The 11,963-nt window shown below is 69.6% G+C and carries 7 protein-coding genes; all 7 read right to left on the bottom strand.

Annotated elements, in window-relative coordinates:
• Positions 1 to 120: 120 nt before the first annotated feature.
• Positions 121 to 405, bottom strand: a complete 285-nt coding sequence (locus tag ACZ6DT_RS36570) for a hypothetical protein (RefSeq protein ID WP_465603779.1) — start codon at positions 403 to 405, stop codon at positions 121 to 123.
• 64 nt (positions 406 to 469) lie between these two features.
• Positions 470 to 1,105, bottom strand: a complete 636-nt coding sequence (locus tag ACZ6DT_RS36565; RefSeq protein ID WP_465603778.1) for a DUF8010 domain-containing protein — start codon at positions 1,103 to 1,105, stop codon at positions 470 to 472.
• Positions 1,098 to 1,517 (bottom strand): acyl-CoA thioesterase, encoded by a 420-nt coding sequence (locus ACZ6DT_RS36560; protein WP_465603776.1) that lies wholly within the window; start codon positions 1,515 to 1,517, stop codon positions 1,098 to 1,100. Before ACZ6DT_RS36560 ends, ACZ6DT_RS36565 begins: the two co-directional genes overlap by 8 nt.
• A complete protein-coding gene (locus ACZ6DT_RS36555) occupies positions 1,517 to 6,490 on the bottom strand; it encodes an NAD-glutamate dehydrogenase (protein ID WP_465603775.1) in 4,974 nt (1,657 codons plus the stop codon). Before ACZ6DT_RS36555 ends, ACZ6DT_RS36560 begins: the two co-directional genes overlap by 1 nt.
• Before the next feature lie 343 nt (positions 6,491 to 6,833).
• On the bottom strand, positions 6,834 to 9,425 hold the full coding sequence (locus tag ACZ6DT_RS36550; protein ID WP_465603774.1) for a tetratricopeptide repeat protein: 2,592 nt from the start codon (positions 9,423 to 9,425) through the stop codon (positions 6,834 to 6,836).
• 16 nt (positions 9,426 to 9,441) lie between these two features.
• Positions 9,442 to 11,118, bottom strand: a complete 1,677-nt coding sequence (ettA, locus tag ACZ6DT_RS36545; protein ID WP_465603772.1) for an energy-dependent translational throttle protein EttA — start codon at positions 11,116 to 11,118, stop codon at positions 9,442 to 9,444.
• Between the two features lie 63 nt (positions 11,119 to 11,181).
• Positions 11,182 to 11,670, bottom strand: coding sequence for a single-stranded DNA-binding protein (locus tag ACZ6DT_RS36540; RefSeq protein ID WP_465603770.1), 489 nt, complete (start codon positions 11,668 to 11,670; stop codon positions 11,182 to 11,184).
• Between the last annotated feature and the right edge of the window lie 293 nt (positions 11,671 to 11,963).

Here is an 11,963-nt window from a genome sequence, read left to right as displayed (position 1 = left end):
CCCCCCCCCCCCCCCCCCCCCCCCCCCCCCCCCCCCCCCCCCCCCCCCCCCCTTCTCCCCCCCCCCCCCCCCCCCCCCCCCCCCCCCCCCCCCCCCCCCCCAACCCCAAAACCGCGGGAGTCAGGCGTCGCCTGAGTCGGCGGAGTCGGCTGAGTCGTCCAAGGTGTCCGAGACGATCCAGGTCGCCAGCGCGGCGGCCTGGACGTAGGGCGCCGCCTTCGCCGCCGCCCGTCCGGCGGATTTGGCCCGGCCCCATTTCTCCGGGCGTTCGGCGCGTTCCGGTGCCTCCTCACCCGGCGGCCGCTCGGTCCGCCACGGGGTCTCCTCCGGCCGGACCTCGGCGAGGAAGTCCGCGGTCGGGTCCTCTCCGTGCTTGCCGGCGTCGCGAGGGGCACTGTCGCTCATGAGGGACAGCCTGACACCGCGGGCGGCCGGAAGCCACCCGCGGCGCGAAGCGGTAATCAACCCGTCAGAACAGCAGCGGCAGGAGCGCGTGACGGCGCTTGAGGACGGCTCCGTACCGGGCGTCGATGCGCATCCACGAATCCGTCGCGGTCACCCGGACGACGTCGCCGTCGATCGACGCGTCGACGAAACCCATCCCCGACAGCGCGAACAGGCAGCGCATCTGGACCTTGATCTCCAGCTCGTTGCCCGAAACGGTGAGCACCGCCTGATCCATCAGCGAGGCGGGCGGGTTGCCGTGCGGGCCGACGTTGTCGCGGGCCAAGGTGACGCCGCGATCGGCCAGCTCCGAGATCACCGTCGCCGGCAGTTCGTCCACCAGCTGCCAGCGTCCGGCGGCGGGCAGCTCGGAATGCCACATCAGATCGCGGGCCGGGCCCGGATCCATCCGCTCACCGCCGGCGATGGTCAGCGCGGCGAGCAGCTCGTTCCCGGACACGGTGACGTCCGACGGCGTGATGTCACCGGCGACCGCCCTGGTGGCGAGGACCTCGAACGGTGTCGTGCTCCACGCCTCGACGACGCCGTCACCGCGCTGCCGCAGCCGCACCAGCGTGTTCTGGTCGAGCCGGACCGCCCTGGCCACGAACGCGCCGAGCGTTTCGCGGTCGCCCGCGTCCGGGATGACGAGTTCAGGCATCCGCGAACCCCTTCTCCAGGAAGGCGCGTTCGTCCTCGGTCAACCGCCTGGGCCGCTCCGACCCGGTGTCGTACGGCGCGAGCACCGTCTCCGCGGTGACCGCGACCTTGTCGGACTCGGCGGGCCCGGCGTGCACCCGATAGCCGAGAGTGAAGCTGGCGTGCTTCAAGTCCTTCAACGAGATCTCCACCCGGATGTCCTGATCGGACACCACGATCGGCGAACGGTAATGGACGGCCAGCTGCACCACCACGATGCCCTTGGGCAGTTCGGTGAGCCCGGCCCGGACGGCGTCCCCGAACAGCAGGGGGATCCGTGCCTCTTCGAGCAGGGTCACCAGATTCGCGTGGTTGACGTGCCCGTAGACGTCCATATCCGACCAGCGCGGCCGGATCAGGGAAATGTAGCTCACTACCTCACCGTGCTCCGGATCTGCCTCGCCGCGACCGACAGCGTCGCCAGGTCGAGTTTGCCGAACTGGCTGATCTCGTCCAGCGCGACGCGGGCCCGCTGCAACCGCGAAGCGTTCGTCTTCTCCCAGTGCGCGATCTTCTCGTCCGGGTCGGTGCCCGCATCGCTGTGCCGCAACGCGTCCAGCGTGATCGTCCGCAAGGAACCGTACACGTCGTCCCGCAGCGCCAGCCGCGCGAGCGCGTGCCAGCGGTTGCCGCGTTCGAGACCGCTGATCGACGTCAGCATCTTGTCGATGCCGAGGTGGTCGGAGAGCGCGTAATACAAGCCCGCGGTCTCCGCCGGGCTGTGCACCGCGTCGATCCCCGCCTGTTGCTCGGCGAGCTCCGCGACGTCGGTGACGTCGAGCAGACCGAAGGTGTGCAGCAGTTGCGCCACGCGTCCCGCCAGTTCCGCCGGGACACCTTTCTTCATCAGCCGCTCGGTGTTCGCGTCGACCGTCGCGCACTCGACACCGCGAAGCAGCTCGTGCGCCCGCGGGGCCAATTCGCCGACGACCCGGCCGAACCGGTTGATCTCGGCGAGCGGGGCCAGCGGCTGCGGCCGGTTGGTGAGGAACCAGCGGGCGGCCCGGTCGAGCAGCCTGCGAGTCTCCAGCATCATCTCGTCCGCGACCTCGGTCGGCACGACGTTGTCCAGCGCGTCGATCTGGGCCCACAGCGAGGGCAGGTCGTACACGTGGGTGACCACGGCGTACGCGCGGACGGCGTCGGTCGCGGTCGCGTTCATCTCCTCCATCAGGCGGAAGACATAGGAGATCCCGGCGCCGTCGACGACCTCGTTGGCCACCATCGTCGTGATGATCTCGCGCTTCAGCGGGTGCTGGAAGATCGCGTCGCCGAACCGCTCCCGAAGCGGCTTCGGGAAGTACTCGGGCAGACGGCGCGAGAACACCTCGGAGTCCGGCAGTTCACTCGCCAGCAGCTCGTCCTTGAGATCGAGCTTGACGTGCGCCATGAGCGTCGCCAGCTCCGGCGAAGTGAGGCCGTCGTCCGCCTTCTCCAGCGCGCGGAACTCCGCCGAACTCGGCAGGGCTTCGAGCTTGCGGTCGAAGGCGCCCTTCGCGACCAGAGCCGCGACGAGCCGCTGGTGCACGGAGACCATCGGCCCGGCGTGCGCGCGGCTGACGCCGAGTACGGCGTTCTGCCGGTAGTTGTCGGCCAGCACCAGCTCGCCGACCTCGTCGGTCATCTGCTCCAGCAGTTCGTTGCGCTGCTCGGAGTCCAGCGATCCGGTCGAGACCAGGTGATCCAGCAGGATCTTGATGTTGACCTCGTGGTCGGAGCAGTCGACCCCGGCGGAGTTGTCGAGCGCGTCGGTGTTGATCTTGCCGCCCGCACGGGCGAACTCGATCCGGCCGAGCTGCGTCAGCCCCAGGTTCCCGCCCTCGCCGACGACCTTGACGCGGAGCTGATTCCCGTTGACGCGCAAGGCGTCGTTGGCCTTGTCGCCCGCGTCGGCGTGGGTCTCGTTCTCGGCCTTGACGTAGGTGCCGATACCGCCGTTCCACAGCAGTTCGACCGGGGCCAGCAGGATGGCCTGCATGAGGTCGCTCGGCGCCAGCTTCGTGACGTCCTCGCCGAGGCCGAGCGCCTCGCGGACCTGTGGGCTGATCGGGATCGTCTTCGCCGACCGCGAGTAGATCCCGCCGCCCTCGCTGATCAGCGAGCGGTCGTAGTCCTCCCACGACGAACGCGGCAGGTCGAACAGCCTGCGCCGCTCGGCGAACGAGGTCGCCGAATCCGGGTTCGGGTCGAGGAAGATGTGCAAGTGGTTGAAGGCGGCCACGAGCCGGATGTGCTCCGAGAGCAGCATGCCGTTGCCGAAGACGTCACCCATCATGTCGCCGATGCCGACGACGGTGAAGTCCTCGGTCTGGGAATCCTTGCCCAGCTCACGGAAGTGGCGTTTGACGCTCTCCCAAGCACCCTTCGCGGTGATGCCCATGGCTTTGTGGTCGTAGCCGACCGAGCCACCGGAAGCGAAGGCGTCGCCCAGCCAGAACCCGTAGTGCGCCGAGACCTCGTTCGCGATGTCGGAGAACTTCGCGGTGCCCTTGTCGGCCGCGACGACGAGGTAGCTGTCGTCGCCGTCGTGGCGGACCACGTCCGGCGCCGGAACGGTCTTGCCCTCGACGCGGTTGTCGGTCACGTCCAGCAGGCCGGAGATGAACATCCGGTAGCAGGCGATGCCCTCGTTCAGCTGGGCGTCACGGTCGAGGCTCGAGTCGCCGGTCAGGGCAGGCGGGCGCTTCACGACGAAGCCACCCTTCGCGCCGACAGGCACGATGACCGCGTTCTTGACCGCCTGCGCCTTGACCAGGCCGAGGATCTCCGTGCGGAAGTCCTCCCGGCGGTCGGACCACCGCAGGCCACCGCGCGCGACGTCACCGAAGCGCAGGTGCACACCCTCGATCCGCGGCGAGTACACGAAGATTTCGTACTTCGGCCGCGGCTCGGGCAGCTCGGGCACCGCGCTCGGGTCGAGCTTGAGCGCCAGGTACTGGCGGGAATTCCCCTCGCCGTCGGTGACGTGGTAGTTCGTCCGCAGCGTGGCGAGGATGACCGCCATCAGCCGTCGCAGGATCCGGTCCTCGTCGAGGCTGGTCACCTCGTCGACCAGCTTGCCGATCTCGGTGGTGAGCTGCTCGGCCTGCGACGCGCGGGCCTCGTCGCCGAGCGAGAGGTCGAAACGGGTCTCGAACAGCCGCACCAGCGCGGTCGCGATGTCGGTGTGCGCGAGGACGGTGTTCTCGATGTACTCCTGCGAGAACGGGATCTTCGTCTGGCGCAGGTACCGCGAATAGGCCCGCAGGATGGCCGCCTGACGCCAGGTGAGCCCGGCGCGCAGGACGAGGCCGTTGAAGCCGTCGACCTCGCAGTCGCCGCGCCAGGCGGCGAGGAAGGCGTCCTGGAAGCGGGTGCGGAGGTCGTTGTCCGCGTGGTCGAGGACCTGCGGGTCGATCCGCAGGCCGAAGTCGTAGATCCACGACCGGCCGCCGTCCTCGCGGCGCAGTTCGTACGGACGTTCGTCGACGACCTCGACACCCATCCGCTGCAGGACCGGGAGCACCTGGGAGAGAGTGACGCCCTCACCGCGCAGGTACAGCTTGAAGCGCCGCTCCCCCGCCTCGGCGTCGGCCGGCAGGTAGAACGACATCGACAGGTCGCCCTCGTCGGTCAGCGACTCCAGGGCACGGAGGTCCGCGAGCGCTTCGAGCGCGGTGAAGTCCTCCTTGTAGCCCTCGGGGAACACCGCGGCGAAGCGCTGTCCCTGTTCGCCCGCGGACTCCTCGACCATCAGGCCGATCGCGACGCCGCTGCCGCCGGCGCGCTCGCGGCGCTCGGCGAGGATCGCCTCGACCATCCGGTCGTCCCAGCCGCGAACGGCTTCGTTGAGCCGTTCCTGGATGCGCAGGGTGTCCGGTTCGGACCGCTGCGACGGGTCGGTGTGCACGATGAAGTGCACCTGCGCGAGCACGGTCTCGCCGATGCGCGCGCTGTACTCCAGTTGCGCGCCTTCGAGTTCTTCGAGCAGGACCTCCTGCATCGCGAGCCGCGAACGGGTCGTGTAGCGGTCACGCGGGAGGTACACGAGGCACGAGTAGAAACGGCCGTACGGGTCACGGCGCAGGAACAGGCGCAGCCGTCGGCGATCCGAAAGCGTGATCGCGCCCGTCGTCGTCGAGTACAGCGAGTCGGTGTCGGCCGAGAACAGGTCCGCGCGCGGCCAGTTCTGCAGCACTTCGAGCATCCGCTGGCCGGAGAAGGACTCCATCGGGAAGCCCGCGCGGTGGATGACCTCGCGGACCCGGTTGCAGACCACCGGGATGTCCAGCACGTTCTCGTGCAGGGCGGTGGTGGTGAACATGCCGAGGAAGCGGTGTTCGCCGGTGACCTTCCCGTTGTCGTCGAACGTTTTCACCCCGACGTAGTACGGATAGACCGGGCGGTGCACCGTCGAAGGCGCGCTCGCCTGGGTCAGCACCAGCAGCGTCGGCGCGAGCGCGGACGCGGACGTGTCGGGACCGGCCGTGAGGCTGCGCGCGGCCAGGCTGTCCTGGCGCAGCACACCCAGACCGGTGGCCAGCACCGCGCGCAGGGCGGGCTCGTCGCTGTCCGGATGCGGGTTGTCGATCAGCTCGTAACGGCGGTAACCGAGGAAGGTGAAGTGGCCGTCGGCCAGCCAGCGCAGCAGCCGGGCGCCCTCCGCGACCTCGTGCGCGGCCAGCTGCGGCGGGCTCCCGTCCAGATCGTCGGCGAGACGGCGAGCCGTCTCCGCCATCTTGTCGGTATCCTCGACGACCTCGCGGACATCACCCAGCACCGACGACAGCCGGTTGTCCAGCTCGCGGGCGCGGTTCGGGTCCGTGACCAGGTCGATCTCGATGTACATCCACGATTCGGCCGCCGAGTTCGACGGCGGCTCCGCCGGGTCGGCGTCCGGGTGGACCGCCAGCAGCTCACCGGTCAGATCCCGGCTCACCACGACGATCGGGTGCACGATGCGCTGCACCTGCACCCCGTCCCGCGCGAACTCCGCCGCGACGGAATCCACCAGGTACGGCATGTCGTCCGTGACGACCTGCACGACGGTCGCCTCACGCGTCCAGCCGTCTTCGGGGCCCGTCGGGTTCAGCAGCCGCACCGCGGGACGGCCGGGCATCCGGTCCTTCGCCAGCTGGAGGTGCGAACGGACGGCTCCGACGAGGTCGACCGGGTCGTCACCGAGAATCTCTTCGGCCGGGATGTGCCGGTAGTACAAGCGGATCAAGTCGCCGATCTCCGGGGCGTATGCCGCGGCGGCGTCGATTAGGTCGTCCCGGATCTGCTCCGGGTTCGCCGACCGGCGCCGGGCGCCATCCTCGGTGCCGACATCTTTTCCGGGCAGGGACGAGACTCCCGTCGAGCTCATTTGAGGCAACTCTCCACTGTAGCGAGATTGACACCGCGACCGGCACGACTCTGTACCGGCCCAGCCCCAACCTACAGCTCCGGACAGTCGGCTCCACAAGGCCGGGTCCTTCCCGGCCGTCGAAGATTTCCCTGCTCAGATACCGGAATCGCCGTGATCGGTTCAGCTACTGGCGGGTCACATCGGTGGTCTGTCCGGACGTTCCCGCGCCCCGCCGCACCGGGGTGACCAGCACCCATCGCGTCGCGAGGGCGCGGCGAACGACCCCATCGGGCCGACTGAATCGTTCAAGATTCTTTCGGTTCCCACCGAGGTGGAGCAAGGGACCTTTGCTCTCGCGCGGTCAGTCGCTTCCGTTGGCGCGGTGCCGATCGTGGCCGTTGACCGGACGCTTTCCCGAGTCCTGGGAACCGAGCTGCTTCACGAGCGCGGCGGCACTGGCGGTGCCCGCCTGGTGCTCCGCGAGCGCGCGGGCGAGCAGGTCGGCGAGACCGGCGTCCGGCGGCGGCTCGTCCTCCGCGATCGCGCGGGCGTAGCTCTCCGGGAACGGCGTGATCGGCCGCCAGGAACCGGTGTCGGTCAACGGGTCGAGCGCGGGCGGCATCCGCAACCGCGGCAGCCACGGATCCGCGACCTCTTCCTTGGCACCAGGGCGAGGGCCTTCCCGGGTTTCGCCGCTCTGCGACGGCGCCGGGTCCTCCCGAGGCGGCGGCGCGAGCGGCACGGCGGGTTCGGAGTACTCGACCGGAGGCTGCTCCCGACGGGCACGGCCGGTGTCTGCGCGCTCTTCGGTGACGGGGTCCGGACGCACGGGATCCGCGGCGCCGTCCGCGCGACGGCGGCCACCGCCCTGCCCACCCGTGCTCGAGATACCGAGCCGGTCCAGCACCGATTTCGCCGCTACGGAACCGTGTTCGGCGTCGTGCCTGGTCTTGCGCGAAACGGGTGCGGAAGACCGGCGGGCACGCTCTTCGGCCGCCCACTCGTCGCTCTCCCACAACGGGGCGGCGGTCCCCGGCGGACGCGGAGGCTGGACCTCCGCCGTCACGCGCGGCCGGGGTTCGGCGGCGGGTTCGGGAGCGAGAAGCAGCTCCGGGGCCACGGATTCCGAGAAGGCCACGGGCATCGGCTCTTCGGTCCGGACGGGCACGTCGGGCTCGGGCCGCCACCGCGCGGCCGGGGTCTCCGGCTGGGCGATCGCTGGTTCGGCCGCGACGGTCTCGCGGGCCGCGGGAACCTCCGGACGGCGTCGCCGCCCGGACGCCGCTACCGGACGCGACGCGGGCTCAGGCCGCGGCGCGGGCTCCGATTTCGGTGGCGGCATCAGCTTCGGCGCGACAGGTTCGGCCTTGGGCTCGAACCTGATCGACGGCTTGGGTTGCTGAGGTTTCTCCGGCACCCGGCGGCGCCAGTCGCCGCCGGAGACCGCCGCTTCCTGAATGGGCTCCGGACGGGACGGCGGTTTCAACACCGGTGCTTCGGTCTTTTCCGCGACCGGTGTCACGGCAGGCTCCGCCGGACGCGGCGGCTCGGCGAAGCGTGGCGGCTCGGCGGGCTCCGGGCGCGAAGGCTCAGCGGGATGCGGGGACTCGACCGGCGTCTGCCGCACCGGCGCGGGTTCCGCTTGCCTGCTCTGCCGCACGGGCCGCGTCGGCTCGCGACGAACCGGCGGCTCGGCCGCGGCCCGCCTCGAGGGCACCGCGTCGATCGGCGCCATCACCGCGGTCACCTCGGCCGACTCCGGCGGGGGAACGCGCATCGAGGTGGCCGACGGCCTCGCGACGACGGCCCGCAGGACGTCGTCGAGGTCGACGGCGGCGTTCTCGGCCGCGCCGAACTCACCGACCAGGACGTTGCACGCCTGCCTGCGCGCACGGGAGTGAAGATGCTCGGCGGCACGCGAACGATGCAGGCAACCGATGGCCTCCTCGGCTCGCCCGAGCCGTTCCTCGATCTGCGCGAGTTCCAGCCACAGCCGTGCCGTGACGGCGTGCAGGTGGTGATCCTCGGTCCCGGCAACCGCTTCACGGACGAGCATGCCCGCGGCTTCCCCGGATCCCGCCGGCAGCAGGACACGGGTGGCCACCGCCAGCCGCAACCAAGCGGCCGGCGCGATCCCGGCGGCCCGGACGGGCGCGTCGAGGATCGGCTGCGCGACCTCCAACGCCATCTCCGTGTCGCCCCTGTCCAGCAACGTGCAGACGAGTTGCAGGACCAGCCTGATCCGGACGAGACCTCCGTCGTCGTCAGGGTTCACGAGCTTTTCGAGCATGCCGAGCCCGGTCCGCGCGGCGTCGGCGGCCGACGTCAGATCTCCGTGACGGCGGCGGTGCGCCGACACCCCGACCCGCAGCATCGCGCGGATCAGCAGTTGCGAGTCCGCCGTCATCGAGCCGTCGCCGAGCACCAGCTTGTCCGCCTCGGCCAGCACCCGATCCAGTTCCGCCTTGCGGCCGAACTGCGCCAAACAGCCGACGAGATGGCACAACGCCTCGGCCCGGTGCGCCGGCGAGACGACCGGATCCGCCAGCAACGGACGCAGTGCGGCCAGCCCCGTCAACGGGATGCCGACACTGCGCGCGCAGACCGCCAGGTCGATCCGCAACCGAGCGGCGATGTCGCCGTAACCCGCGTGTTCCGCGGCACGCAAGGCGGCCACCGCCCGGCCGACCGTCCGGGGACGGCCACCGAGCCGCACCCGCGCGCTCACCACCAGGCTCTCCGCGCGGATCCACTGCTCGTCGGCACCGGCGGCCTCGGCGAGCGCGGCCGCGCGCTCCCCGAGGACCAAGGCCAGCTCGGGCGCCCTCAGGTGCAGGGCGTCCGCGCGTTCGATCAGCCTGCCGACAGCGGACAGGGTTCCCCCGGTGGCAGCCGTCCGCCCACCCACCAAGGTGGTGGGCGAGCCCGGCTGTTGGCGCTTGCTGGCTTCCACGGGGAACCCCCGGCCCTCAGTCGCGGGTCAGCTTGCGATGGGTGACGCGGTGCGGACGAGCCGCCTCGGCACCGAGACGTTCGACCTTGTTCTTCTCGTAGCCTTCGAAGTTACCTTCGAACCAGAACCATTGCGAGGGGTTCTCGTCCGTGCCTTCCCAGGCGAGGATGTGCGTCGCGACCCGGTCGAGGAACCACCGGTCGTGCGAGATGACCACGGCGCAGCCGGGGAACTGCTCGAGAGCGTTCTCCAGCGAGCCCAGGGTCTCGACGTCCAGGTCGTTCGTGGGCTCGTCGAGCAGGATCAGGTTCCCGCCCTGCTTGAGAGTCAGTGCCAGGTTCAGCCGGTTGCGCTCACCACCGGAGAGCACGCCCGCCGGCTTCTGCTGGTCCGGCCCCTTGAAACCGAACGCGCTGACGTAGGCACGCGAGGGCATTTCGGTCTGCCCGACGTGGATGTAGTCCAGCTTGTCTGAAACCACCTCCCATACCGTCTTCTTCGGGTCGATCCCGCCGCGGTTCTGGTCCACATAGGACAGTTTGACCGTCTCACCGATCTTGACCCGGCCGTCGTCCGGCTCCTCGAGCCCGACGATCGTCTTGAACAGGGTCGTCTTGCCGACACCGTTCGGCCCGATCACGCCGACGATGCCGTTGCGCGGCAGGTCGAAGGACAACCCGTCGATCAGCACACGGTCGTCGAAACCCTTGCGCAGCTTCTCGACCTCGACGACCACGCTGCCCAGCCGGGGCCCCGGCGGGATCTGGATCTCTTCGAAGTCGAGCTTGCGGTGCTTGTCCGCCTCGGCCGCCATCTCCTCGTAACGGTCGAGCCGGGACCGCGACTTGGTCTGGCGCGCCTTGGCGTTGGACCGGACCCAATCGAGTTCGGACTTCAGCCGCTTGGCGAGCTTGGCGTCCTTCTTGCCCTGGACCTCGAGGCGCTCGCGCTTCTTCTCCAGGTACGTCGAGTAGTTGCCCTCGTAGCCGACCACGCGGCCGCGGTCGAGCTCCATGATCCACTCGGCGACGTTGTCCAGGAAGTACCGGTCGTGGGTGACGGCGAGGACGGCGCCGGCGTAGTTCGCCAGGAACTGTTCCAGCCACAGCACGCTTTCGGCGTCCAGATGGTTGGTGGGCTCGTCGAGGAGCAGCAGGTCGGGCGCGGACAGGAGCAGCTTGCACAGCGCGACCCGGCGGCGCTCACCACCGGAGAGGTGGGTGACCGGCTCTTCCGGCGGCGGGCAACGCAGGGCGTCCATCGCCTGCTCCACCGCGGAGTCGATCTCCCACGCGTCGGCGTGGTCGAGGTCCTCCTGGAGCTTGCCCATCTCCGCCATCAGCTCGTCGCTGTAGTCGGTCGCCATCAGCTCGGCGACCTCGTTGAAGCGGTTGAGCTTGACCTTGATGTCGCCGAGACCTTCTTCGACGTTCTCACGGACGGTCTTTTCCTCGTTGAGCTCCGGCTCCTGCATGAGGATGCCGACGCTGGCGCCAGGCTGGAGGAAGGCTTCGCCGTTGCTGGCCTGCTCGATCCCCGCCATGATCTTCAGAACGGTGGACTTACCCGCGCCGTTCGGCCCCACCACGCCGATCTTGGCGCCGGGGTAGAACGCGGTGCTGACGTCGTCGAGGATGACCTTGTCCCCGACGGTCTTGCGCACCTTCTTCATGGTGTAGATGAACTCGGCCATACAAGCGATCGTAGAGCGAGCCGATCGCGGCCTTGACGGCGGTCACCATCGAGCTACCGACAGTCAGCCCGACATCACTGAACGAGCATTGGCACCTTCCGCCGCGGGTGCGTCCTCCAGCGCGGTGACCATGGGATTCCCCACGGGCGGCGGTGACAGCGGGATCGCCCTCGGCCGGTCACGCCCCATCCGGTGGATCTCGGCCGAGCAACGCGCGAGGTTGGGGCCGATGGAGAAGGCCTCAAGCTCAGGTAGACCCAGAGGTGCCGGGATCTCCTCCGCGGTTTCGGCGCCGCGCAGCCGCCCGGCCACGATCACCGGATCACCCTTGCTCAGGCACGAGAACGCCGCCATCGCCAGCTTGCGCCAGCAGGTGACCTTGACCGCGAGCTGCCGCCCCTCGCCCCACTCCCCTCTTTCCTTGTCGTACCGGCGTTCGACACTGCGCAAGCCGAACGACACCACATCGTGCCCGTGCACCCGCTCCGGATGGTGGACCGGTTCGCTGGTCAGGTTGCCGATCATGGTCACCCACGTTTCGCCCATCGCCATCACACTCGCCTTTCTCCTCGATCCGGGCCGCTCCCGGTGTTTCCCTTGAGCACAGACTGCCTCGGATCGAAGGGCGGAAAAGGACGCGAGCCGGATCTGTGGACAACTCCGGGCGATGTGGGCTTCCTGTGGACAACTCGGGCCGAAAGGCCGGCGCGGGCAGGGGGATGTGGTAGGAGCCGGATCGGTTCCAGGGGCCGACAGGAGGATCGGGGACACTCGACGTCCCCGATCCTCCGTTGATCAAGTTCATGCCAGGAGCACGGGAGAATTCGAATATCCGTCCCGGCTCG

Source organism: Amycolatopsis sp. NPDC041971 (assembly GCF_055588925.1).
This window is presented reverse-complemented; position numbering and strand designations above follow the sequence as displayed.

What these genes read in the sequence shown, in the direction of transcription:
- ACZ6DT_RS36570 (WP_465603779.1), bottom strand. Translation starts at nt 405, where the DNA reads ATGAGCGACAGTGCCCCTCGCGACGCCGGCAAGCACGGAGAGGACCCG.
- ACZ6DT_RS36565 (WP_465603778.1), bottom strand. Translation starts at nt 1,105, where the DNA reads ATGCCTGAACTCGTCATCCCGGACGCGGGCGACCGCGAAACGCTCGGC.
- ACZ6DT_RS36555 (WP_465603775.1), bottom strand. Translation starts at nt 6,490, where the DNA reads ATGAGCTCGACGGGAGTCTCGTCCCTGCCCGGAAAAGATGTCGGCACC.
- ettA (WP_465603772.1), bottom strand. Translation starts at nt 11,118, where the DNA reads ATGGCCGAGTTCATCTACACCATGAAGAAGGTGCGCAAGACCGTCGGG.
- ACZ6DT_RS36540 (WP_465603770.1), bottom strand. Translation starts at nt 11,670, where the DNA reads ATGGCGATGGGCGAAACGTGGGTGACCATGATCGGCAACCTGACCAGC.